We start from the raw sequence: 22,393 nt of genomic DNA on the forward strand, positions 1-22,393 counted from the left end.
GGGCACCACGATTCGCCTACGCGCGGTAAGTTTCTGGCCATGCCACGTGGACGCCACCGTCATTCCCCGCCTTTGCACAGGCTGTTGCCTCCTTCGGCGATCGCCGGTGTCTCCCTCGTCTGCGCCCTGGGCCCCTGGTTGTTCTCCCAACCGACTGTGCTGCGCACCCTGGCCGCGATAGCCGCGGCCACCGCGGCCGTCGGTGCCGCCGTCATGCGGCGCTGGGACAGCGAGGCGGGCAAGCAGGTGGCGGACCTGTCACGCGCGCGTGCGAGTGACGAGTGGCGCCACGAGGAGCGGATCGCCGAGCTGGAGACCGACCTCGAGGAGTCGCGGGAGCTGCGCGCCAAGCTGGAGCAGCGGCTGCGCGCGAAGCGGTCGGAGCTGGCGGGACTGCGCAACGAGCACGCGTCCCTGCTGCGCCGCTACGCCACGGCCGAGACCGAGCGCGCGAGCGCCCTGGAGGGCCGCCGTCTGCTCGAGATCGAGGCCGCCGAGCCGTCGAACGCGCTGCCGGCCGCCCGGAAGGCGGAAGAGGCGGAGGACCTGGCCGCCGTCGAGGAGAAGGCGGAGGAGCTGACGGTCGAGGAGACGGCTCCCGCGATCTTCTCGCCGGAGGGTTCCAAGCTGTTCCTGCGGGCCAAGGTGGCATTGGCCCGGTTCGACGAGAAGGACGCCCCGAAGGGCGAGACCGAAGCCGGCACCGAGGGCGCGCCGGAGACGGCCGCCGAGCCCGAGGCCGCCCCGAAGGGCGAGACCGCGCCGGAGGACGAGGCGCAGGGGCAGCCCGAGGCGGCCGACGGGCACGCGCGCGCGGCCGCCGCCATCACGGACGGGCCCGAGGACATCACCCCGGCGCCGACGGAGCAGGACGTCCACCCCACGACGGCACCGTCCGTCAACGCCGTGAAGCCCTCGGGCCACTTCACGGTGCCCACCGCGGTGGCGGTCCTGCCGGCCGCGCCGATCCCGCGCCCGCTGGTCACCGGCGGCTTCGACTTCTTCGGCACCCAGAAGGGCTCCCCGGCGGGCGGCCTGGACGCCGTGCACAACGAGGACCTCGCGGACGTAGTCGGTCAGGAGGCGCTCGCGCTCCACAAGGCCGAGTCCGAGGCGGAGTTCAAGCCCGCCGACGCGCAGGCGCGGGGCGTCGGCCAGGTCATCGACCTGACCGCGCACGACGAGACGGAGCAGATCAACCTCGGCGGCCTGCGCAGCGCCGCGTCCTGAACACGCGGCGGTTCCGAGCCGGGGACGGCCGGTGGCCGGGTGCGGGTGCGTGGGGGCTGATCGCGCAGTTCCCCGCGCCCCTGAAGCAGCTCGGCGCGGTGAGCGCCCCTTCAGTGGCGCTGGGGGTACCCCCGGCCGAAGGCTGGGGGAGGAACTGCGCGACCAGCCACGATGGTGCCGCACCCGACCACCGACCGAGCCGACCGTCAGGTCATCCAGCGGTCAGGGCGCGCCGCCCGGCGTCCCGTGCGGGAGCGCTCGGCCTGCTCCCGTAGCAGCACCTCGGCCTCGTCAGCCGCGCGTAGACGGGCCGTGACGGTCTTGTCGGCCCCCGTGTCCACATGCACGTCCGCGACCCGCCACAGCCGCTCCCAGGGCCCCTGGGTCAGCCGTACGCTCTGGACCTTGGCGTGCGGCACGAGCGCGAGGTGCCGGCGCAGCAGCCCGTGCCGCGCCGCGAACACCGAGTCCGTGACCGCGAGCCCGTAGCCGCGCCACCACAGCGGCACGCACCACCGGGCCCGCCCCGGCGGCCGCGGCAGCTCACCGGGCACGGTCACACCGGGCAGCACGCGCGCGACGACCGACTCGGCGACCGCGCGCGGGGCGACCGGGACCAGCACGGAGTTCGCCGACCCGGCCACGTCCAGCTCCACCCGCACCCAGCGCAGCGGCCGCCACATCAGCGGCTCCACGATCCGCACGGTCTGCACCCGCCCCGGCGGCACCGTCTCGTGCGTGCGGTCGAGGAGCCCATGGTCGATGCGCAGCCCGTCCGGGGACTCCCCGACCGTCCAGTCGTACTCCCCGACGAACCGCCCCACACTCGTCGTGGCCGCCGCGCCGAGCAGCGGCACGGCGGTCGCGAGGACCGTCCACACGCTGTGGGTGGTCAGCCAGAGGAACGGCGGGGCCACCAGGGCGGCGGCCAGGGAGCCCCAGGTGGCGCCCGTCAGCACGATCGAGAGCGCGAGCTTGGCCGGGGGCACCCGCATCAGCTCGTGCGCCGGAGCCTCGCCGACCTCGTGCGCCGTCTCGGGCGCGAACCCGGCGGCGCGCGCGAGCAGCTCCGCGCGGAGCGCACGCGCCTCGCCCTGGCCGAGAAAGGCGAGTTCGTCCTTCTTGTCCGTGCCGACGACGTCTATCCGCAGCTTGGCGACGCCCGCCACGCGCGCGAGGAGCGGCTGGGTGACGTCCACGGCCTGGATCCGCTCCAGCCGTATGTGCGCGGTGCGCCGGAACAACAGGCCGGTGCGTATGCGCAGTTCGCTGTCGGTCACCGAGAAGTAGGTGAACCACCAGGTGAGGAAGCCGTAGAGGGCCCCTGCCGTGACCAGCGCGGCCAGTCCGCCGAGGACCATGGTCGTGGTCAGCTTCGTCAGCTGCTCCTGGGCCTGGTTCGGGTCGTGCACCGCCCAGCCGGTGAGCACCGCGACCGGCGCCCACGCCCGCCGGAACGGCGTCACCGGGTGCAGCCGCCGCTCACCCACGGCCTTGCCCGCGCCTATGGCGCCCTCGACGCCCGGCGCGGTCACAGCCCCGCCGATCGGGCCTCGCCGAGCTCGGTGAGCCGGTCGCGCAGCCGTTCCGCCTCGGCCGGGTCGAGCCCGGGGATCGTCGCGTCGGTGGCCGCGGCCGCGGTGTGCAGCTGCACGCTGGCGAGCCCGAAGTGCCGTTCGACGGGCCCCGAGGTCACCTCCACCAGCTGCATCCGCCCGTACGGCACCACGGTCTCCTCGCGCCACAGCACCCCGCGGGTGATCAGCAGGTCGTCGGCGCGCTCGGCGTAGCGCCAGGAGCGCCAGTTGCGGCCCAGCAGCACCCAGCCCCAGGCCAGGAAGGCCAGCGGCAGCAGCGCGAAGGCCGCCCACACCGGGCCCGCGAGCAGGCCCAGCAACAGTCCCAGGGCCAGGGCGAGCAGCCCCAGCCACACCACCAGCAGCAGCCGGCGCATCCGCAGCAGGCCGGGCGGCAGCCCCGTCCACACCGGCTCGGTCCCCGTGGTCTCGGCGCCGGTGGCGCTCCCCGTCTCCATAGGGCCAGCGTACGTAGGGGAGACTGGGTCCATGACGCCTACGACGGAGACCACGGTCGGGATCGGCGGCGCCGCGGAGAGTACCGACATGGTGCTCAACATCGGCCCCCAGCACCCCTCCACGCACGGCGTGCTGCGGCTGCGGCTGGTGCTGGACGGCGAGCGGATCGTCTCCGCGGAGCCGGTGATCGGCTACATGCACCGGGGCGCGGAGAAGCTCTTCGAGGCCCGCGACTACCGGCAGATCATCATGCTCGCCAACCGCCACGACTGGCTGTCGGCCTTCTCCAACGAGCTGGGCGTGGTCCTCGCCGTCGAGCGCATGCTCGGCATGGAGGTGCCCGTCCGCGCGGTGTGGACCCGCACCCTGCTCGCCGAGCTGAACCGGGTCCTCAACCACCTGATGTTCCTCGGCTCCTACCCCCTGGAACTGGGCGGGATCACTCCGGTCTTCTACGCGTTCCGCGAGCGCGAGGAGCTGCAGAACGTCATGGAGGAGGTCTCCGGCGGGCGCATGCACTACATGTTCAACCGCGTCGGCGGCCTCAAGGAGGACCTGCCGGCCGGCTGGACGGCACGCGCGCGTGCGGCCGTGGCCGCCGTGCGCTCCCGCACGGACGTCTTCGACGACCTGGTCCTCGGCAACGAGATCTTCCGCGGCCGGACCCGGGGCGTGGGCGTCCTGTCGGCGGAGGCGGTGCACGCGTACGGCGTGAGCGGGCCGATCGCGCGCGCCTCGGGCGTCGACTTCGACCTGCGCCGCGACGAGCCCTACCTGGCCTACGGCGAGCTCCAGGACACCCTGAAGGTCGTCACCCGGACCGAGGGCGACTGCCTGGCCCGCTTCGAGTGCCTCCTGGAGCAGACGCACAACGCCCTGGACCTGGCCGACGCCTGCCTGGACCGGCTCGCCGGCCTGCCGCCGGGACCGATCAACCAGCGGCTCCCCAAGGTCCTCAAGGCGCCCGAGGGCCACACCTACGCCTGGACCGAGAACCCCCTCGGCATCAACGGCTACTACCTCGTCAGCAAGGGCGAGAAGACCCCGTACCGGCTGAAGCTGCGTTCCGCGTCGTACAACAACATCCAGGCCCTGACCGAACTGCTGCCGGGAACGCTGGTCGCGGACATGGTCGCGATCCTGGGGTCGCTGTTCTTCGTGGTGGGGGACATCGACAAGTAGGGGCGAGCGGGGGCGAGCAGGGCGTATGCCGCGCGTGCGCCGGGCTAGAGCAGCGCGTCCTCGATGCCCACCGGCTGGAGCAGCCAGAGGAAGTCGCCGAGGCCGCCGGGGGCGGTGAGTTCGGCGGCCTCTCCCGCGGCCGCGAGGGCGCGCACGTATCCGGCGGGGTTCGTGGAGGCGAGGGTGAGCGGGGGGCGTGCGCCGACCAGGCCGAGGGCGCGAAGGGCGTCGCGTTGCGTGCACAGGAGCGCCTCGGGCAGCCTGAGCGCCGGGTCGAGCGCCGTGCACGCGTCCAGCGCGACATGCGCCGTGATGTCGCACGCCCCGTCCGGCACGGGTGCCGTCGCGCGGCCTTCGCGGAAGCCGGTGAGCGTCCCGAACGGGGGCCGCGTGTCCACGGTGTGCGCGTAGTCCACGGCCACCGCGAGCCCCCGCTGGAGGCTGGTGACGGCGGACGCCCACGCCCGGTCCCGGGGCAGCCCGATCTCCGCGCGCAGCCCCGGCTCGGCGGCCAGCGGCCACCACCGCGCGAGCCACTGCGCCTCCGCGCCCGACACGCGCTCGCCGAGCAGTTCGGTGCCGTCCCGCCGGACGTGCACCAGGCGGGCCACCCCGGCCGCGTCCACCTCGGCGACCTCGACCGGCACGTTGTCCAGCCACTCGTTGGCGAAGAGCAGGCCTCTGACCGTCCGGGGGAGTTCCGTCAGCCAGGTGATCCGGTCGGCAAGGCCCGGCGGGCGGTCGGCGAGCTCGACGGCGTACGCACGCACGCGTGCCGCCACGTCCGCGGGCAGGGCCGCCAGCACGCCCGTGACCAGTTCGCCCCGGCCGGCGCCCATGTCCACGAAGTCCAGCGCCTCGGGGCGGCCCAGGGCCTCGTCGACCCGGCACAGCAGTTCGGCCACGGCCCCGGCGAACAGCCGAGAGGCGTGCACCGACGTACGGAAGTGCCCGGCCGGGCCCTCCGGGCGGCGGTAGAAGCCGCCGGGGCCGTACAGGGCCGCCTCGGTGGCCGCACGCCAGCCACGGGCGTCGTCGGCCGTCTCTCGCGTCGCCTCATCCGTCACCGGGCCAGACTAGGCGCACAGGTGATCACCTTCTCCACCTTGCGGAGTACGCGTGCGGAACAGGGATCGGCCCTCCGGTTGACCCCTGCACCTATCACGCTTCCCTACTCTGGGTTACGTGCAACGCCTCTATGACTTCCTCCGCAGGCACCCGACATGGGTCGACAGCTTCTGGGCTGCCGTCCTGCTCGGGGTTTCCGGCGCGAGCATCTGGAAGGTCGGTGGGGATCAGGGGCACCACGGACCCAGGGCCGCCATGCTGGCCGTGTCCGTCGTGATGAGCGTCGTCGTCGCGCTGCGCCGCCGTTTCCCGGAGCCGATGCTGGTGCTGGCCGCGGTCACCGGCCTGGCCCAGCTGGTGCTGGACGTGGAGACGACCGTCGCCAACTTCGCCATGCTGGTGATCGTGTGCACGAACGCCGCCGTCGGCGCGCGCTGGGCGTCCCGGTTCGGCCTCTACGCCGGGCTGTGCGCCGCGCCCCTGGCGGAGATCCGGTGGCCGCAGCAGGAGGCGAGCTTCCCGGGGCACGTCGCGATCGTGCTGTTCCAGACGGTGCCGTTCGTGCTCGCCTGGGTGCTCGGCGACTCCATGCGCACTCGGCGCGCCTACTTCGCGCAACTGGAGGAGCGCGCCGCCCGGCTGGAGAAGGAGCGCGAGGCGCAGGCCAAGGTCGCGGTCGCCGCCGAGCGCGCCCGGATCGCACGCGAGCTGCACGACGTGGTCGCGCACAACGTGTCGGTGATGGTGGTCCAGGCCGACGGCGCCGCCTACGTCCTCGACGCCGCCCCCGACCAGGCGAAGAAGGCGCTGGAGACGATCTCCTCCACCGGCCGCCAGGCCCTCGCCGAGATGCGCCGCCTGCTGGGCGTGCTGCGCACCGGCGAGCACAAGGAGGTCGGCGAGTACGTCCCGCAGCCCGACGTCGAGCAGATCGACGACCTCATCGAGCAGTGCCGCACCTCCGGCCTGCCCGTCGACTTCAAGGTCGAGGGCACCCCGCGCCCGCTGCCCAGCGGCGTCGAGCTCACGGCGTACCGGATCGTGCAGGAGGCGCTCACCAACACCCGCAAGCACGGCGGCCCCAACACGGGCGCCAGCGTGCGGCTGGTCTACTTCGACGACGGACTGGGCCTGCTGGTGGAGGACGACGGCAAGGGCGCCCCGCACGAGATGTACGAGGAGGGCGGCGCCGACGGCCAGGGACACGGCCTGATCGGCATGCGGGAACGCGTCGGGATGGTGGGCGGCACCCTCGACGCGGGCCCCCGCCCTGGCGGAGGATTCCGCATCAGCGCCCTGCTGCCGCTCAAACCGGCGCACTGACACAGACGCACGCCCCCGGTTGACACCTGTCACGCCCCCAGGCCGAACGGCCGGACAAGATACGGAAGAGGACCCGATGACGATCCGCGTGATGCTCGTCGACGACCAGGTGCTGCTGCGCACCGGGTTCCGGATGGTGCTCGCGGCCCAGCCGGACATGGAGGTCGTCGCGGAGGCGGGCGACGGCGTCGAGGCCCTCCAGGTGCTGAAGTCCACCGCGGTGGACGTCGTCCTGATGGATGTGCGCATGCCCAAGCTGGACGGCGTGGAGGCCACCCGCCGCATCTGCGAGCAGCCCGACGCGCCCAAGGTGCTCATACTGACCACGTTCGACCTCGACGAGTACGCCTTCTCGGGGCTGAAGGCGGGCGCCTCCGGCTTCATGCTCAAGGACGTGCCCCCGGGCGAGCTGCTGGCCGCCATCCGCTCCGTGCACAGCGGCGACGCCGTCGTCGCGCCCTCCACCACCCGGCGCCTCCTCGACCGCTTCGCGCCCATGCTGCCCTCCGCCGGCAAGGAGCCCCGGCACCAGGAACTGGAACGGCTCACCGAGCGTGAGCGCGAGGTGATGGTGCTGGTCGCGCAGGGCCTGTCGAACGGCGAGATCGCGAGCCGGCTGGTGCTGTCCGAGGCCACCGTGAAGACCCACGTGGGCCGCATCCTGACCAAGCTCGGGCTCCGTGACCGCGTGCAGGTGGTCGTGCTGGCCTACGAGACCGGGCTGGTGCGGGCGGGCGGCGGACACGTCTAGCGTGCCCCACGGCTAACGCAGCATCCCCTCCAGGAAGTCGCTGCCGAGCCGGGCGACGACCGTGACGTCCAGCTGGTGCAGGACGTACCGCCCGCGGCGGCGCGTCGTGACCAGACCCGCCTTCTTGAGCACGCCCAGGTGCCGGGACACCTCCGGCGCCGACAGGCCGTGCACCTGTGCCAGCTCGCTGGTGGTGTACGCGCTGCGCGCCAGATGCCGGCACAGCCGCATCCGCACGGGATGGGACAGCGCCGCCATCCGCAGCGTCAGTTCCTCCACGGACGCGGGCGCGGCGAGCTCCGGCGAGCCGACCGGGTAGTGCAGCACCGGCTGCCAGCCGTACCGGTGGAGCACCATCAGATGCGGCCGGCCCAGGCTCGTGGGCACCAGCAGCAGGCCGTCGGCCGCCACGCGCGCGTGGCCGTCGGTGAGCTTGTCCACGGTGATCCGCGCGCCCGTCTCGTCGAGCGTCACGGCGGGCGAGACCGACGCCAGTGCCTCGGCCAGCCCTCTGCGGTGCAGCAGCTCGGTCTTGTGCCGGGCGTCGGCCGCCAGCTGGTGGCGCAGCCGGGCCCAGGCCTCGTCGAAGAACGCCCCGGCGCAGTCCTCCAGGAACCGGCGCAGCCACGCGCGCACGCTCGGCGGATCGTCGAGCAGCCGTTGGGCGAACCGGACCTGCTGCGGGCCCCGGGAGGCGGCCACGTCCAGCGCCCTGCGGCGCGCGGCGGGATCCGACAGCAGGGCCGGCGCCTGCGTGGCGTACGTGAGCACGCACGTGAACTCCAGGGCCGCGTCCACGAACTGTTCGTCCGTCAGCCTGTCCAGCTGGTCGAGCTCCGCCACGAGCGTGCCGGCCGGGAGGGCGTCCGGCACGGCCGCGTAGGGCAGGAACAGGTCCGAGAACGTCGTCCGCCACAGGAAGTCCGCCTCGCACATCCGGTCGGCCAGATGCGGCTCCATGCGGGCGGTCACGCCGGTCGCCCAGCCCCGGAGGCCGGGGTGGTGCGCCGGCTCGGACAGGGCGTGCAGCGCCATGCCGAGCTCTGCGAGCGGCGAGGGCACGGCGGTGACGCGCTCCGGCCGCAGCCCGGCTATGTCGATACGTACGCTCATATGCCCATCGTGCACGTTGCCACCGCGTGGGTGGCCGGGCACCTACCGGGGTGCCCGGTAGGTGCGATGGCGGGTGCGGGTGGTGTGGGGTTGCTCGCCTTCGGCCGGGGGTACCCCCGGCGCGCCTATCGGGGCGCTGCAGAAGGGCGCGCCGCAGGCAGCCGCCCGGCGAAGTCCGCGACCGCCGCCCTGACGTCGTCCCGTGTCCAGTCCAGGCCCTCGGCCGTCACCGTGACCTCGGTCATCGACAGGCCCGGGCCCTTCGGGTCCCAGAAGCCGGGGAAGAGGTAGGTGCCGGTCTCCTCGGCCTGGCGTACCGCCGCCTCCATCAGCGCGTCGGGGCCGTACGGCAGCCAGACCTGGAACTGGTGGGTGTGCGGTTCCTCGGGGTGGATGCGGAACCAGGGGACGCCCGACCCGGCGAAGCCCTCGCGCAGGGCCGTGGCGACCACGCGCGCGTGCCGCACGTAGTCCGGGAGGCGGGGCAGCTCGCGCTCCAGGCCGGCCAGGGCCGCCAACGCCGTCGGGAACTGCTGGAAGACCATGCCGCCGTAGCGGTGGCGCCAGGTCTTCGCCTCCTCGACCAGGGGCTTCGGGCCGGCCAGCGCGGCGCCGCCGAAGCCGTCGAGGGACTTGTAGAAGGACACGTAGACGCTGTCCGCCAGGTCCGCGATCTCGGGCAGGGGGCGCCCGAAGTGGACGGTGGACTCCCACAGGCGCGCGCCGTCGAAGTGCACCACCGCGTCGCGCTCCCGCGCCGCCTCCACCAGTTCCGTGAGCTCCTCCCAGGAGGGCAGCACGAAACCGGCGTCCCGCAGGGGCAGCTCCAGCATCAGCGCCCCGAAGGGCTCCGCGAAGTCACGTATCTCCTGGGCGGTGGGGAGCCGGGGCTCGCCGGTGACGCGCACGGTGCGCAGGCCGGCCACCTCGCGGAAGGCGTTGCGCTCGTGCACCTCGGGGTGGGCGAGGGCGTGCAGGGCGACCGTGGGGTTGCCGGTGCGGGCCGCCCAGCAGCGCAGGGCGACCTGCTGGGCCATCGTGCCGGTCGGGAAGAACGCGGCCGCCTCGGTGCCCAGCAGGGCCGCGACCCGCCGCTCCAGGGCCTCGACGACGCCGTTGCCGTAGACGTCCGACGGTTCGTCCAGGTCGTACACCTCGGGGGCGGCCTCCTGGAGCCGCGCGAGCCGTTCGCGGAGCGAGGACCGCATGCCCGTGCGCGCGAGGACGCGGGTGGCCCCCCGGAAGGCGGCGGAGCGCCGCTCCCGCATCCGGTCCTCCGCCGACAGGGATTCCTTCGGCTGCTCGTCAGGGGCCGTGGCCGTATCACTCATGCCGTGGATGATGCCGTGGCACGTCGACCGGGGGCCTGTCATTTTCCGTCCCCCCCGGGTGTGACCCGTCACCCACAGCCTGTGGACGACCGATCGGCCCCGGACCGGATAGCGTTAACATGACGAGAAATCGTCCGGTACCCAGAGCGGACTGGAACGGGAAGGCCACCCTCGCGTGAGTACAGTCCAACAGCCAGACCCCAGTGACCGCCCCGCGCGGCTCACCGTCGGCGTTGTCGGCGCCGGCCGGGTGGGCCCCGCGCTGGCCGCGTCCCTGCAACTCGCCGGGCACCGTCCGGTGGCCGTCTCCGGGGTCTCCGACGCCTCCCGGCGGCGCGCCGAGGCGATGCTGCCCGACGTCCCGCTGGTACCCCCCGCCGAGGTCCTCCAGCGCGCCGACCTGGTCCTGCTGACCGTCCCCGACGACGCCCTGCCCGGCCTGGTCACCGGCCTCGCCGAGACCGGCGCCGTACGGCCCGGCCAGCTGCTCGTGCACACCTCCGGGCGGTACGGCGCGAAGGTCCTCGACCCGGCCCTGCGCGCGGGCGCGCTGCCGCTGGCCCTGCACCCGGCGATGACCTTCACCGGGACGCCGGTGGACGTGCAGCGGCTGGCCGGCTGCTCGTTCGGGGTGACCGCACCCGAGGAGCTGCGGCTGGCCGCCGAGGCCCTGGTCATCGAGATGGGCGGCGAGCCGGAGTGGATCTTCGAGGAGAACCGCCCGCTCTACCACGCGGCCCTCGCCCTCGGCGCCAACCACCTGGTCACCCTGGTCGCCCAGGCCATGGAGCTGCTGCGCACCGCCGGCGTGGAGGCCCCCGACCGGATGCTCGGCCCGCTGCTCGGCGCCGCCCTGGACAACGCCCTGCGCTCCGGCGACGCGGCGCTGACCGGGCCGGTCGCGCGCGGGGACGCGGGCACCGTCGCCGCGCACGTCACGGAGTTGCGCAGGCACGCCCCGCAGGCCGTCGACGGCTACCTTGCGATGGCCCGCGCGACGGCCGACCGGGCGCTCGCGCACGGCCTGCTGAAGCCGGAACTCGCCGAGGACCTGCTCGGCGTCCTCGCGAACGGCGCCGACGGCGGCGGCAACGGCACGACCGGTACCGACGGCACCGAGGGGAACCCCCGATGAGCACCGCCCTGCTGCGCACCGCCGAGGAACTGCACGCGCGCGTGCGGCACGGCCGCCGTGCCGTCGTGATGACCATGGGCGCCCTGCACGAGGGCCACGCCACCCTGATCCGTGCCGCGCGCGAGATCGCGGGCAGGGACGGCGAGGTCGTCGTCACGGTCTTCGTCAACCCGCTCCAGTTCGGTGCCGGCGAGGACCTCGACCGCTACCCGCGCACCCTGGACGCCGACCTGAAGATCGCCGAACAGGCCGGGGCGGACGTGGTGTTCGCCCCCTCCGTCGACGAGGTCTACCCGGGCGGGGAGCCCCAGGTGCGGGTCACCGCCGGCCCCATGGGGACGCGCCTGGAGGGCGCCTCCCGCCCCGGCCACTTCGACGGCGTCCTCACCGTCGTCGCCAAGCTGCTCCACCTCACCCGGCCCGACGCGGCCCTGTTCGGGCAGAAGGACGCCCAGCAGCTGGCCGTGATCCGGCGCATGGTGCGCGACCTGAACTTCGGCATCGAGATCGTCGGCGTACCGACCGTGCGCGAGTCCGACGGGCTCGCGCTGTCCAGCCGCAACCGCTACCTGTCCGCCGACGAGCGGCGCACGGCGCTCACGCTGTCCCGCGCGCTGTTCGCCGGCCGCGACCGGCACGCGGCACAGGAGGCGCTGCGCGCGCGGGCGCTCGAGGTGCCGTCCACGCGGGCGCGTGCCGAGGCGCTCAGCGCCATAGGGGAGTCCCGCGCGGCAGCCGACGCGCACGCCGTCGCCAAGGCCGTGCCGAACGCCGCCGCGGCGGTCCGCGCGGCCGCCCGCCAGGTCCTGGACGAGGCGGTGCACTACGACCCGCCGCTCGAACTGGACTACCTCGCCCTGGTCGACCCGTCCGACTTCACCGAGATCGACGACGACTTCACCGGAGAGGCCGTCCTCGCCGTCGCCGCCCGGGTCGGGACGACCCGGCTGATCGACAACCTTCCTCTCACCTTCGGAACCCTCGGAGCCGCCTCGTGACCCGCACAGGCACCAGCAGCACAGGCACCAGCACCGGCATACGGCTGCACGCGCCCGCCCCCGGGTGGAGCATCTCGGCGGACGTGGTCGTCGTCGGGTCCGGGGTGGCCGGCCTGACCGCGGCCCTGCGCTGCCAGGCCGCCGGGCTCACCACGGTGGTCGTCACCAAGGCCAGCCTGGACGACGGCTCCACCCGCTGGGCGCAGGGCGGCATCGCCGCGGCCCTCGGTGAGGGCGACACCCCCGAACAGCACCTCGCGGACACCCTGGTGGCCGGCGCCGGTCTCTGCGACGAGGACGCCGTACGGATCCTCGTCACCGAGGGCCCCGGCGCGGTACGCCGGCTCATCGACACCGGCGCCATCTTCGACGAGTCCTCCGAGGGCGGCCTCGACCTCACCCGCGAGGGCGGCCACCACCGGCGCCGGATCGCGCACGCGGGCGGCGACGCCACCGGCGCGGAGGTCTCCCGGGCCCTCGTGGAAGCGGTACGCGCGCGTGGGCTGCGCACCTTCGAGAACGCGCTCGTCCTGGACCTGCTGACCGACGCCGAGGGCCGTACGGCCGGTGTCACCCTGCATGTCATGGGCGAGGGCCAGCACGACGGCGTGGGCGCCGTGCACGCCCCCGCGGTCGTCCTCGCCACCGGTGGCATGGGCCAGGTGTTCTCCGCGACCACCAACCCGTCGGTGTCGACCGGCGACGGCGTGGCGCTGGCCCTGCGCGCCGGCGCGGAGGTCAGCGACCTCGAATTCGTCCAGTTCCACCCGACCGTGCTCTTCCTGGGCCCCGACGCCGAGGGCCAGCAGCCGCTGGTCTCCGAGGCGGTGCGCGGCGAGGGCGCCCACCTGGTCGACGCCGACGGCGTGCGCTTCATGGTGGGGCAGCACGAACTCGCCGAGCTGGCGCCCAGGGACATCGTCGCCAAGGGCATCCTGCGCCGGATGCTGGCCCAGGGCGCCGAGCACATGTACCTCGACGCCCGGCACTTCGGCGCCGACATGTGGGAGCACCGCTTCCCGACCATCCTGGCCGCCTGCCGGGCCCACGGCATCGACCCGGTCACCGAGCCCATCCCGATAGCGCCGGCCGCCCACTACGCCTCCGGGGGCGTGCGCACCGACGCGCGCGGGCGCACGACCGTCCCCGGGCTCTACGCGTGCGGCGAGGTCGCGTGCACCGGCGTGCACGGCGCGAACCGGCTCGCCTCCAACTCCCTCCTCGAAGGCCTCGTCTACGCCGAGCGCATCGCCGCCGACATCACGGCGGCCCGCGCGGAGAACGGCCTGCACGCGCGCGTGCCCGCACCGGTCGCGCACCCCGAGAAGCCCGCGCACCCGCTGCTCGCCCCCGAGACCCGCTTCGCCATCCAGCGGATCATGACCGAGGGCGCCGGCGTGCTGCGCTCCGAGGAGTCCCTGGCCAGGGCCGCCGCACAGCTCCAGCGGCTGCACACGGACGCCCGCGACGCCCTGGACGAGAACGGCAAGACCGCCGAGCCCGGCGTCGACACCTGGGAGGCCACCAACCTCCTGTGCGTCGCGCGCGTGCTCGTCGAGGCGGCCCGCCGCCGCGAGGAGACCCGCGGCTGCCACTGGCGCGAGGACCACGCCGACCGCGACGACGCCCGCTGGGGGCGGCACATCGTCGTACGGCTGAATCCCGACCGGACGCTGGCCGTGGACACCACCGACACCGCAGACTTCCCCCCTACCCGGCCGCACCAGCCACACCAGGAGCAGTGACAGACGTGAGCACCAACGACCTTCCCCTCGCCGACGGCGGCGGCTGCGGCGACGGCTGTGCCTGTGGCGCCGAGGGCGACGAGGAGTACCTGGAGTGCGGGCTCGACCCCGCGCTCGCCGAACTGCTGGCCGCCGCCGGGCTCGACCCCATCGAGGTCGAGGACGTCGCGAACGTGGCCATCCAGGAGGACCTGGCGGGCGGCCTGGACGTGACGACCGTCGCGACCATCCCCGAGGAGGCGGTGGCGACCGGCGACTTCGTCGCCCGCGAGGCCGGTGTCGTCGCGGGCCTCAGGGTCGCCGAGGCCGTGGTCTCCGTGGTCTGCACCGACGAGTTCGAGGTCGAGCGGCACGTCGAGGACGGCGACCGGGTCGAGGCCGGGCAGCCGCTGCTGTCGATCACCACCCGCACCCGCGACCTGCTCACCGCCGAGCGCAGCGCGCTGAACATCCTGTGCCGGCTGTCCGGCATCGCGACCGCCACGCGCGCGTGGGCGGACGCCCTGGACGGCACGCAGGCACGCGTGCGTGACACCCGGAAGACCACTCCGGGGCTGCGTTCCCTGGAGAAGTTCGCGGTGCGCAGCGGCGGCGGCGTCAACCATCGGATGTCGCTCTCCGACGCGGCCCTGGTCAAGGACAACCACGTGGTCGCCGCAGGCGGCGTCGGCCAGGCCTTCAAGGCGGTGCGGGAGGCGTTCCCGGAGCTGCCGATCGAGGTCGAGGTCGACACCCTGCACCAGCTGCGCGAGGTCGTCGACGCGGGCGCCGACCTGATCCTGCTGGACAACTTCACGCCGATGGAGTGCGAGGAGGCCGTCGCGATCGTCGACGGGCGCGCGCTCCTGGAGGCGTCCGGGCGGCTCACGCTGGACAACGCGCGGGCGTACGCCGAGACGGGCGTGGACTTCCTGGCCGTCGGCGCCCTCACCCACTCCTCGCCGGTCCTGGACATCGGCCTGGACCTGCGCGAGGCGGAGTGACCTCATGCTCCTCACGATCGACGTCGGCAACACGCACACCGTCCTCGGGCTCTTCGACGGCGAGGACATCGTCGAGCACTGGCGCATCTCCACGGACGCGCGCCGTACCGCGGACGAGCTGGCGGTGCTCCTCCAGGGCCTGATGGGCATGCACCCGCTGCTCGGCGACGAGCTCGGCGACGGCATCGACGGGATCGCGATCTGCGCGACCGTGCCGAGCGTGCTGCACGAGTTGCGCGAGGTCACGCGGCGGTACTACGGCGATGTGCCGGCGGTGCTGGTGGAGCCCGGGGTGAAGACCGGGGTGCCGATCCTCACCGACAACCCCAAGGAGGTCGGCGCCGACCGCATCATCAACGCGGTCGCCGCCGTCGAGCTGTTCGGGGGGCCGGCGATCGTCGTCGACTTCGGTACGGCCACGACCTTCGACGCGGTGTCCGCGCGTGGGGAGTACGTCGGGGGTGTGATCGCGCCCGGTATCGAGATCTCCGTGGAGGCGCTGGGCGTCAAGGGCGCGCAGCTGCGGAAGATCGAGGTGGCGCGGCCGCGGAGTGTGATCGGGAAGAACACGGTGGAGGCCATGCAGGCGGGCATCGTGTACGGGTTCGCCGGGCAGGTCGACGGGGTGGTCGGGCGGATGGCGCGGGAGCTGGCGGACGATCCGGACGATGTGACGGTGATCGCGACGGGTGGGTTGGCGCCGATGGTGCTGGGGGAGTCGTCGGTGATCGACGAGCATGAGCCGTGGCTGACGCTGGTGGGGCTGCGGCTGGTGTACGAGCGGAACGTGTCGCGGATGTGAGCGGCCGGCGGGGGCGGGCGTGGGCGGGTTCTCGCCCCCGCCGCCCCTACCCGTCCCGTCCTCCAGGGGGTGGGCCCCCTTCGACCCCCCGGTCACGCCCGTCCGCGCGTTTCGGGGGCTGCCGCCCCCGGACCCCCGCTTCGGCCCGAACGGCCTCGCCCTCAAACGCCGGACGGGCTGGGGGTGGTGCGGTTCGGCCTTCGGCCTCGGACGCCGGACGGGTGGCATCGGTTGGCGGCGGCCAGGTGGGTGGCCCTGTCGCGCCACACCCGGGCGCTATGTCGAGTTTGTCTGATTTACGCGTATCTTCGGTCCATGCCCACGCCATACGGATCCCGCGGCGGCATGGCGTTCGGTGCGGAGGAGCTGCGTGTGCTCCGCCGTGCTCTCGCCCTCGCCCTTCACCCCGGTCCCGTCTCCGCCGAGGACGTCAAGGACTGTCATCGGCTCGCCGAGTCGCTCGACGAGGCGATGTGCGAGGGGGCCAGGCTGCGTGCCTTCCTGGTGGCCGATCTGGCCCGGTACCGTGCCGCCCTGCCGGGGACCGTCGCCGGTTATCTCGCCCTCCTGGAGGAGGCGCTGGGGGCCGGGCACCGGCCCACCCCGGACGACCTCGCCGCGCTGCGGGCGCTGCGGGGGAACGCCGGCGCCGCCGCTCTGCTCGGCCGCTGCCAGGACCTCGCCGAGCGCGATGTGAGGGCCCGGCTCGCCCAGGGGGGCAGGAAGGTACCGGCACCCGCCGTTCCGGCTTCCAGGGTCCGGCTGACGGCGCTGCCGGGCGGGGTGGCCAAGGAGCCGGAGAAGAAGCCCAAGGAGAAGCCCGCCGAGCGGCCCGCCCCGCAGCCCGCGGCTCCCGAACCCCCCGTGCCGAAGCGGCCCATTCCCACGCCGGGCGAGGTCTTTCCCCGACGCCGGCCCGCGGCCCCGCCGGCCGGACCCCCGCAGCAACTCGCCGCCGGCTGAGGAAACGCCAGCTGGCGGGGGGTTGCGGAGCGGTTCGCCCACCCCGCCCCTTTCGCCCGATACTCCGTGGCTACCCTGGATCCATGGACTACGTCTCCGCGCTTGTGCCCCCGGTCGTCATGGCCATCTTCTTCATCGGTCTGGTCCGGGTGATCGTGAAGACCCAGGGCGGGGCCGCCAAGGCCAAGGAGGACGCGGCCGTCGACGCCGCCTTCGCGGAGAGCGCCCGTAGGGCCGCCGTCTCGAAGACCGACGGCGTCTGAGAGCCCGGCCCGCCCCCACCACGGCGTACGACCTGCGCCGGGTGCCCCCGCCCCGTACCGCACTTTCCGAGTCATACGCCCTTTTTGTTCGCTTTTGTTGTTGAAAGTGCACGTCTGGCAGGCCATGGGCGGGATCTCCCACTATTGTCTGAGCTGTGCCTCGCCCATTGGGAGAACTCGAAGACGCGGTCATGACGCGGGTGTGGAAGTGGAACCGCCCGGTGACCGTTCGAGAAGTCCTGGAAGACCTTCAGCAGGAACGGTCCATCGCGTACACCACGGTGATGACCGTTTTGGACAATCTCCATCAGAAGGGCTGGGTCCGGCGGGAGGCCGAAGGGCGCGCCTATCGATATGAGGCCGTCTCCACCCGGGCCGCCTACGCCGCCGCCCTGATGAACGAGGCCTGGTCGCAGAGTGACAACCCGGCCGCCGCACTCGTCGCCTTCTTCGGGATGATGAGCGACGAACAGCGGCAGGCACTGCGGGACGCCGTACGCATCGTGCAGGGACCGGATAGCCAGAGGGAAGACCGGGAAGGTCCGCAAGAGGAGAACCCCGGCTCCGTGGCGGACGCCGGCGGGCGATAGCGTCCGCTCATGTCAGCGACGCGCCCCGAAGTCACCGCAAAAGCCATCACCGTCCGGCGGGCCCGGACCAGCGATGTCCCGGCCGTGCGCCGCCTCCTCGACGTGTACGTTCGCGACCGCATCCTGCTCGACAAAGCCACCGTGACGCTTTACGAGGACATCCAGGAGTTCTGGGTCGCGGAACGCGACGACAACGCCGAGGTGGTCGGCTGCGGCGCGCTGCACGTGATGTGGGAAGACCTCGCGGAAGTGCGCACTCTCGCGGTGAACCGGAGCCTCAAGGGCGCCGGTGTCGGTCATCAGTTGCTGGAGAAGTTGCTGGAGACCGCGCGTTGGCTCGGTGTTCGCCGCGTTTTCTGTCTGACCTTCGAAGTCGAGTTCTTCGGGAAGCACGGCTTCGTGGAGATCGGCGAGACACCTGTGGACACCGATGTCTACACGGAGCTGCTGCGTTCCTATGACGAGGGTGTCGCGGAGTTCCTCGGACTCGAACGAGTGAAACCGAACACCTTGGGCAACAGCCGGATGCTTCTGCATCTGTGATCGCCGAGAGGGATCGCGGCGGACAAGGTTCGACAAGGGTCATCGGGGCAGAGATGGGCGGTAGATCGGCCCGCTATTCCGGGCAACCCGCCTTCCCTCGGTGCCCTATGTCCGAAACGCGCATGTTTCCGGGTGGGAGCGGGCCCCTCGGTCTCTCCCAGGGGTTTGTGTTTTTCCCGCAAAAGCGGTTTGCTTTCCGACGTACTGCAGTACTGCATATAACAGGGGGCGGCGAAACGGCGGACGCCGCAGACCCCCGGCCCTGAAGTTATCGATGAAAGGAAATCCGGTGGCACAGAAGGTTCAGGTCCTTCTTGTCGACGACCTCGACGGCGGCGAGGCGGACGAGACCGTGACGTTCGCGTTGGACGGCAAGACGTACGAGATCGACCTCACGACCGCCAATGCGGACAAGCTGCGCGGCCTTCTCGACCCCTATGTCAAGGGCGGCCGGCGTACCGGTGGCCGTGCCTCGGGTGGACGTGGAAAGGCCCGTGCGGCTTCCGGCGGCAGCCAGGACACCGCGCAGATTCGCGCCTGGGCCAAGGAGAACGGCTACGAGGTCAATGACCGCGGCCGTGTTCCGGCGACGATTCGCCAGGCCTACGAGGACGCCAACGCCTGACTGGCCTCCGGCCCGTGGCCCGCGCGCCGCAGTCGGATGCGATGGCACTCCGTGGCCACCGTGTCCACCAGTCGTACGAGATCGGGGGCGCCCTCGACGCCCCCCATGGCCGACAGCATCGGCAGCGAGGCCTCGACCTCGCACCCCGACTCGGGGGGCCGCAACCAGACCGCGGCCCCCTGCACGGGCCCGGCCGGGCCCTCGGCGGAGCCGGCAGACGGCCGGATCCCGGTGACCGCCTGCTCGGGCCGTGCCGGAGCGTCCATCGCACCCCCGGCGCCCAGCGCCCGCAGGTCGAGGTCGAGGGCCGGTGCGCCCCACTCCAGCCAGGCCAGCAGCCCCGGCAGCTCCTCCGCGCTGCCCGCGGCCACCAGCAGCCGCATCCGGCCGCCCTGAAGGGCCACCGGAGAGCCCGGCGCCAGGTGCCTGAGCGCCCGCACGCCCGCCCGCGCCGGCACCTCCAGCACGTCGAAACGCACGCCCGTGACCAGCCGTAGCGGCTCTCCGGGCGCCGCGGGCACCGTTGCCCATCCCAGTTCGTTCTCGTACCAGTGCCGGAGCCGGCCCGGCTGCCGGGCGTCCGGCCCGGCGACCCCGCCGCCGCCTGGAACGCAACCGGAACCGGGGTCACACTCGGAACCGGAGGCGGAATCGAACGGAGGGCGGGGGTGAGGGAACGTGGAAGCGGCCAGAGGCGCTGTGCCAGCCATGCCGAGTGCAACCGTCGCGAAGCCACCCGAGTTACGCTGGGTGTGCGCGTGACTGCGTGGAGTCCCGGAACGGGGGCTGTGCGGGGGTCCGGAGAGACGCAAGGTTGTTCGCCCGTAGCTGAGGGACCGGGGGCCCACGGCATGGACTGTCCGTCGCTGCGGGTAAGACATCCCTAGTGGGAGGGGGGCGACACGCAGGCGAGGCCGTCTCACGTTCGCCATCGGCGTACTGAAGGAAAGGGTAACTGCCTGGCCTGCGGGAACATCGTCTCGCACCATCGGGTTGGAGCAGATGTCGGCGTTCGGGGTCAGGAGGCCATCGACGGTGTCGGCAGTTGGAATGAGCGGTCCCCGCTTGCGGGACTAAGCTGCGGAAGGACAGAGAGGGGAAGTTCCCCCCACTGCCTGACCGCTCTGAGGAGCGATTAACGATGTTCGAGAGGTTCACCGACCGCGCGCGGCGGGTTGTCGTCCTGGCTCAGGAAGAAGCCCGGATGCTCAACCACAACTACATCGGCACCGAGCACATCCTCCTGGGCCTGATCCACGAGGGTGAGGGTGTCGCCGCCAAGGCCCTTGAGAGCCTCGGGATTTCGCTCGAGGCGGTCCGCCAGCAGGTGGAGGAGATCATCGGCCAGGGCCAGCAGGCCCCGTCCGGGCACATCCCCTTCACCCCCCGTGCCAAGAAGGTCCTGGAGCTGTCGCTCCGCGAGGCCCTTCAGCTGGGCCACAACTACATCGGCACGGAGCACATCCTGCTCGGCCTGATCCGTGAGGGTGAGGGTGTCGCCGCCCAGGTCCTGGTCAAGCTGGGCGCTGATCTCAACCGGGTGCGGCAGCAGGTGATCCAGCTGCTCTCCGGTTACCAGGGCAAGGAGACCGCCACCGCCGGCGGGCCTGCCGAGGGCACCCCCTCGACGTCCCTGGTCCTCGACCAGTTCGGCCGGAACCTCACCCAGGCCGCTCGTGAGTCCAAGCTCGACCCGGTCATCGGGCGCGAGAAGGAGATCGAGCGGGTCATGCAGGTGCTGTCCCGCCGTACCAAGAACAACCCGGTCCTGATCGGTGAGCCCGGCGTCGGCAAGACCGCCGTCGTCGAGGGCCTGGCCCAGGCCATCGTCAAGGGCGAGGTGCCCGAGACCCTCAAGGACAAGCACCTCTACACCCTGGACCTCGGCGCCCTGGTCGCCGGCTCCCGCTACCGCGGTGACTTCGAGGAGCGCCTGAAGAAGGTGCTCAAGGAGATCCGCACCCGCGGCGACATCATCCTGTTCATCGACGAGCTGCACACGCTGGTCGGTGCGGGTGCCGCCGAGGGCGCCATCGACGCGGCTTCCATCCTGAAGCCGATGCTGGCCCGTGGTGAGCTGCAGACCATCGGTGCCACCACCCTGGACGAGTACCGCAAGCACCTGGAGAAGGACGCGGCCCTGGAGCGCCGCTTCCAGCCCATCCAGGTCGCCGAGCCGTCCCTGCCGCACACGATCGAGATCCTCAAGGGTCTGCGTGACCGGTACGAGGCCCACCACCGGGTCTCCATCACGGACGAGGCGCTGGTCCAGGCGGCCACCCTGGCCGACCGCTACATCTCCGACCGCTTCCTGCCGGACAAGGCGATCGACCTGATCGACGAGGCCGGTTCCCGGATGCGCATCCGCCGGATGACCGCTCCGCCGGACCTGCGCGAGTTCGACGAGAAGATCGCCGCCGTCCGCCGGGACAAGGAATCCGCGATCGACTCGCAGGACTTCGAGAAGGCCGCCTCCCTGCGCGACAAGGAGAAGCAGCTCCTGGCTGCCAAGGCCAAGCGGGAGAAGGAGTGGAAGGCCGGCGACATGGACGTCGTCGCCGAGGTCGACGGCGAGCTGATCGCCGAGGTCCTCGCCACGGCCACCGGCATCCCGGTCTTCAAGCTGACCGAGGAGGAGTCCAGCCGGCTCCTGCGCATGGAGGACGAGCTCCACAAGCGGGTCATCGGCCAGGTCGACGCCGTCAAGGCGCTGTCGAAGGCGATCCGCCGTACGCGTGCCGGTCTGAAGGACCCGAAGCGCCCCGGTGGCTCGTTCATCTTCGCCGGCCCGTCCGGTGTCGGTAAGACCGAGCTCTCCAAGGCCCTCGCCGAGTTCCTCTTCGGTGACGAGGACGCGCTGATCTCCCTCGACATGTCGGAGTTCAGCGAGAAGCACACGGTGTCGCGTCTCTTCGGTTCGCCCCCCGGCTACGTGGGCTACGAAGAGGGCGGCCAGCTGACCGAGAAGGTCCGCCGCAAGCCGTTCTCCGTCGTCCTCTTCGACGAGGTGGAGAAGGCCCACCCGGACATCTTCAACAGCCTGCTGCAGATCCTGGAGGACGGTCGCCTGACCGACTCCCAGGGCCGGGTCGTGGACTTCAAGAACACGGTCATCATCATGACGACCAACCTCGGCACCAGGGACATCTCCAAGGGCTTCAACCTGGGCTTCGCGGCCACGGGTGACACGAAGTCCAACTACGAGCGCATGAAGAACAAGGTCCAGGACGAGCTCAAGCAGCACTTCCGGCCCGAGTTCCTCAACCGCGTCGACGACGTGGTCGTCTTCCCGCAGCTGACGCAGGAGGACATCCTGCGGATCGTCGACCTGATGATCAGCAAGGTGGACGAGCGCCTCAAGGACCGGGACATGGGCATCGAGCTCTCCCAGTCCGCCAAGGAGCTGCTGTCCAAGAAGGGCTACGACCCGGTGCTGGGCGCGCGTCCGCTGCGCCGCACGATCCAGCGCGAGATCGAGGACACGCTCTCGGAGAAGATCCTCTTCGGCGAGCTGCGCCCCGGTCACATCGTGGTCGTCGACACGGAGGGCGAGGGCGAGACCAAGACCTTCACCTTCCGCGGCGAGGAGAAGTCGGCCCTGCCCGACGTCCCGCCGATCGAGCAGGCGGCCGGCGGTGCCGGGCCGAACCTGAGCAAGGAGGCGTAAGCCTCACGCTGTGCCCTGAAGGGGCCGGTGCTCTTCGGAGCACCG

21 protein-coding genes are annotated in these 22,393 nt (G+C 72.3%); 15 read left to right on the forward strand and 6 right to left on the reverse strand.

Features of this window, described 5'->3' with window-relative positions; translation table 11 throughout:
• Positions 1 to 39: 39 nt before the first annotated feature.
• Positions 40 to 1,230: a hypothetical protein gene (locus ACFY0P_RS43015; RefSeq protein WP_388926680.1), complete on the forward strand. Its 1,191-nt coding sequence runs from the start codon at positions 40 to 42 to the stop codon at positions 1,228 to 1,230.
• A gap of 206 nt (positions 1,231 to 1,436) precedes the next feature.
• On the opposite strand, the gene ACFY0P_RS43020 is transcribed toward ACFY0P_RS43015, so the two are convergent.
• Entirely contained in the window at positions 1,437 to 2,765 is a 1,329-nt protein-coding gene (locus ACFY0P_RS43020) for a PH domain-containing protein (RefSeq protein WP_388926683.1), read from the reverse strand.
• On the reverse strand, positions 2,762 to 3,265 hold the full coding sequence (locus ACFY0P_RS43025; protein WP_388926686.1) for a PH domain-containing protein: 504 nt from the start codon (positions 3,263 to 3,265) through the stop codon (positions 2,762 to 2,764). Before ACFY0P_RS43025 ends, ACFY0P_RS43020 begins: the two co-directional genes overlap by 4 nt.
• A 31-nt stretch (positions 3,266 to 3,296) precedes the next feature.
• Here ACFY0P_RS43025 and ACFY0P_RS43030 point away from each other — a divergent pair, with 31 nt between their 5' ends.
• The gene (locus tag ACFY0P_RS43030) at positions 3,297 to 4,448 is read left to right on the forward strand and encodes an NADH-quinone oxidoreductase subunit D (RefSeq protein ID WP_388926689.1); all 1,152 of its coding nucleotides are present in this window, start codon (positions 3,297 to 3,299) and stop codon (positions 4,446 to 4,448) included.
• A 44-nt stretch (positions 4,449 to 4,492) separates the two neighbouring features.
• Here ACFY0P_RS43030 and ACFY0P_RS43035 read toward each other — a convergent pair whose 3' ends face one another.
• Complete coding sequence (locus ACFY0P_RS43035) at positions 4,493 to 5,515, reverse strand: SAM-dependent methyltransferase (RefSeq protein WP_388926692.1); 1,023 nt, start codon at positions 5,513 to 5,515, stop codon at positions 4,493 to 4,495.
• Positions 5,516 to 5,633: 118 nt separating this feature from the next.
• Here ACFY0P_RS43035 and ACFY0P_RS43040 point away from each other — a divergent pair, with 118 nt between their 5' ends.
• Positions 5,634 to 6,839, forward strand: a complete 1,206-nt coding sequence (locus ACFY0P_RS43040) for a sensor histidine kinase (RefSeq protein ID WP_388926695.1) — start codon at positions 5,634 to 5,636, stop codon at positions 6,837 to 6,839.
• 76 nt (positions 6,840 to 6,915) lie between these two features.
• On the forward strand, positions 6,916 to 7,590 hold the full coding sequence (locus ACFY0P_RS43045; protein ID WP_388926698.1) for a response regulator: 675 nt from the start codon (positions 6,916 to 6,918) through the stop codon (positions 7,588 to 7,590).
• A 12-nt stretch (positions 7,591 to 7,602) separates the two neighbouring features.
• Here the strand turns inward: ACFY0P_RS43045 and ACFY0P_RS43050 are convergent, their stop codons facing one another.
• Positions 7,603 to 8,703, reverse strand: a complete 1,101-nt coding sequence (locus tag ACFY0P_RS43050; protein ID WP_388926701.1) for a DUF5937 family protein — start codon at positions 8,701 to 8,703, stop codon at positions 7,603 to 7,605.
• A gap of 125 nt (positions 8,704 to 8,828) precedes the next feature.
• Positions 8,829 to 10,034, reverse strand: coding sequence for a threonine aldolase family protein (locus ACFY0P_RS43055; protein WP_388926704.1), 1,206 nt, complete (start codon positions 10,032 to 10,034; stop codon positions 8,829 to 8,831).
• Between the two features lie 175 nt (positions 10,035 to 10,209).
• Between ACFY0P_RS43055 and ACFY0P_RS43060 the strand changes: the two genes are divergently transcribed.
• The 10 genes from ACFY0P_RS43060 (at position 10,210) to ACFY0P_RS43105 (ending at position 18,681) form a co-directional block, all read left to right on the forward strand.
• Complete coding sequence (locus ACFY0P_RS43060) at positions 10,210 to 11,169, forward strand: Rossmann-like and DUF2520 domain-containing protein (RefSeq protein ID WP_388926707.1); 960 nt, start codon at positions 10,210 to 10,212, stop codon at positions 11,167 to 11,169.
• Entirely contained in the window at positions 11,166 to 12,167 is a 1,002-nt protein-coding gene (gene panC, locus ACFY0P_RS43065; protein ID WP_388926709.1) for a pantoate--beta-alanine ligase, read from the forward strand. The genes ACFY0P_RS43060 and panC overlap by 4 nt, the downstream gene beginning before the upstream one ends.
• Complete coding sequence (locus tag ACFY0P_RS43070; protein ID WP_388926712.1) at positions 12,164 to 13,912, forward strand: L-aspartate oxidase; 1,749 nt, start codon at positions 12,164 to 12,166, stop codon at positions 13,910 to 13,912. The genes panC and ACFY0P_RS43070 overlap by 4 nt, the downstream gene beginning before the upstream one ends.
• A 5-nt stretch (positions 13,913 to 13,917) precedes the next feature.
• A complete protein-coding gene (gene nadC, locus ACFY0P_RS43075) occupies positions 13,918 to 14,895 on the forward strand; it encodes a carboxylating nicotinate-nucleotide diphosphorylase (protein ID WP_388926715.1) in 978 nt (325 codons plus the stop codon).
• Between the two features lie 4 nt (positions 14,896 to 14,899).
• The gene (locus tag ACFY0P_RS43080) at positions 14,900 to 15,697 is read left to right on the forward strand and encodes a type III pantothenate kinase (RefSeq protein WP_089099902.1); all 798 of its coding nucleotides are present in this window, start codon (positions 14,900 to 14,902) and stop codon (positions 15,695 to 15,697) included.
• 345 nt (positions 15,698 to 16,042) lie between these two features.
• Positions 16,043 to 16,660 (forward strand): hypothetical protein, encoded by a 618-nt coding sequence (locus tag ACFY0P_RS43085; RefSeq protein WP_388926755.1) that lies wholly within the window; start codon positions 16,043 to 16,045, stop codon positions 16,658 to 16,660.
• Positions 16,661 to 16,743: 83 nt separating this feature from the next.
• The gene (locus tag ACFY0P_RS43090; protein WP_388926718.1) at positions 16,744 to 16,923 is read left to right on the forward strand and encodes a hypothetical protein; all 180 of its coding nucleotides are present in this window, start codon (positions 16,744 to 16,746) and stop codon (positions 16,921 to 16,923) included.
• Positions 16,924 to 17,114: 191 nt separating this feature from the next.
• Positions 17,115 to 17,513, forward strand: a complete 399-nt coding sequence (locus tag ACFY0P_RS43095; RefSeq protein WP_388926758.1) for a BlaI/MecI/CopY family transcriptional regulator — start codon at positions 17,115 to 17,117, stop codon at positions 17,511 to 17,513.
• Positions 17,514 to 17,522: 9 nt separating this feature from the next.
• Positions 17,523 to 18,056 carry an amino-acid N-acetyltransferase gene (locus ACFY0P_RS43100; RefSeq protein WP_388926721.1) on the forward strand — a complete coding sequence of 178 codons (534 nt, stop codon included), beginning with the start codon at positions 17,523 to 17,525 and terminating at the stop codon, positions 18,054 to 18,056.
• A gap of 289 nt (positions 18,057 to 18,345) precedes the next feature.
• Positions 18,346 to 18,681: an Lsr2 family protein gene (locus ACFY0P_RS43105; RefSeq protein ID WP_046730878.1), complete on the forward strand. Its 336-nt coding sequence runs from the start codon at positions 18,346 to 18,348 to the stop codon at positions 18,679 to 18,681.
• On the opposite strand, the gene ACFY0P_RS43110 is transcribed toward ACFY0P_RS43105, so the two are convergent.
• Complete coding sequence (locus ACFY0P_RS43110; protein WP_388926725.1) at positions 18,660 to 19,391, reverse strand: SCO3374 family protein; 732 nt, start codon at positions 19,389 to 19,391, stop codon at positions 18,660 to 18,662. The genes ACFY0P_RS43105 and ACFY0P_RS43110 overlap by 22 nt on opposite strands.
• A 431-nt stretch (positions 19,392 to 19,822) precedes the next feature.
• Here ACFY0P_RS43110 and ACFY0P_RS43115 point away from each other — a divergent pair, with 431 nt between their 5' ends.
• Positions 19,823 to 22,348 (forward strand): ATP-dependent Clp protease ATP-binding subunit, encoded by a 2,526-nt coding sequence (locus tag ACFY0P_RS43115; protein WP_351496923.1) that lies wholly within the window; start codon positions 19,823 to 19,825, stop codon positions 22,346 to 22,348.
• Positions 22,349 to 22,393: the final 45 nt, after the last annotated feature.

The sequence above is a fragment of the Streptomyces sp. NPDC001714 genome (assembly GCF_042892755.1).
Classification (GTDB): Bacteria; Actinomycetota; Actinomycetes; order Streptomycetales; family Streptomycetaceae; genus Streptomyces.

Excerpts from the sequence above, each read along its gene's own strand:
- ACFY0P_RS43015 (WP_388926680.1), top strand. The coding sequence starts at position 40 with ATGCCACGTGGACGCCACCGTCATTCCCCGCCTTTGCACAGGCTGTTG.
- ACFY0P_RS43025 (WP_388926686.1), bottom strand. The coding sequence starts at position 3,265 with ATGGAGACGGGGAGCGCCACCGGCGCCGAGACCACGGGGACCGAGCCG.
- ACFY0P_RS43030 (WP_388926689.1), top strand. The coding sequence starts at position 3,297 with ATGACGCCTACGACGGAGACCACGGTCGGGATCGGCGGCGCCGCGGAG.
- ACFY0P_RS43045 (WP_388926698.1), top strand. The coding sequence starts at position 6,916 with ATGACGATCCGCGTGATGCTCGTCGACGACCAGGTGCTGCTGCGCACC.
- ACFY0P_RS43050 (WP_388926701.1), bottom strand. The coding sequence starts at position 8,703 with ATGAGCGTACGTATCGACATAGCCGGGCTGCGGCCGGAGCGCGTCACC.
- ACFY0P_RS43055 (WP_388926704.1), bottom strand. The coding sequence starts at position 10,034 with ATGAGTGATACGGCCACGGCCCCTGACGAGCAGCCGAAGGAATCCCTG.
- panC (WP_388926709.1), top strand. The coding sequence starts at position 11,166 with ATGAGCACCGCCCTGCTGCGCACCGCCGAGGAACTGCACGCGCGCGTG.
- ACFY0P_RS43080 (WP_089099902.1), top strand. The coding sequence starts at position 14,900 with ATGCTCCTCACGATCGACGTCGGCAACACGCACACCGTCCTCGGGCTC.
- ACFY0P_RS43085 (WP_388926755.1), top strand. The coding sequence starts at position 16,043 with ATGGCGTTCGGTGCGGAGGAGCTGCGTGTGCTCCGCCGTGCTCTCGCC.
- ACFY0P_RS43090 (WP_388926718.1), top strand. The coding sequence starts at position 16,744 with ATGGACTACGTCTCCGCGCTTGTGCCCCCGGTCGTCATGGCCATCTTC.
- ACFY0P_RS43095 (WP_388926758.1), top strand. The coding sequence starts at position 17,115 with ATGACGCGGGTGTGGAAGTGGAACCGCCCGGTGACCGTTCGAGAAGTC.
- ACFY0P_RS43100 (WP_388926721.1), top strand. The coding sequence starts at position 17,523 with ATGTCAGCGACGCGCCCCGAAGTCACCGCAAAAGCCATCACCGTCCGG.
- ACFY0P_RS43110 (WP_388926725.1), bottom strand. The coding sequence starts at position 19,391 with ATGGCTGGCACAGCGCCTCTGGCCGCTTCCACGTTCCCTCACCCCCGC.
- ACFY0P_RS43115 (WP_351496923.1), top strand. The coding sequence starts at position 19,823 with ATGTTCGAGAGGTTCACCGACCGCGCGCGGCGGGTTGTCGTCCTGGCT.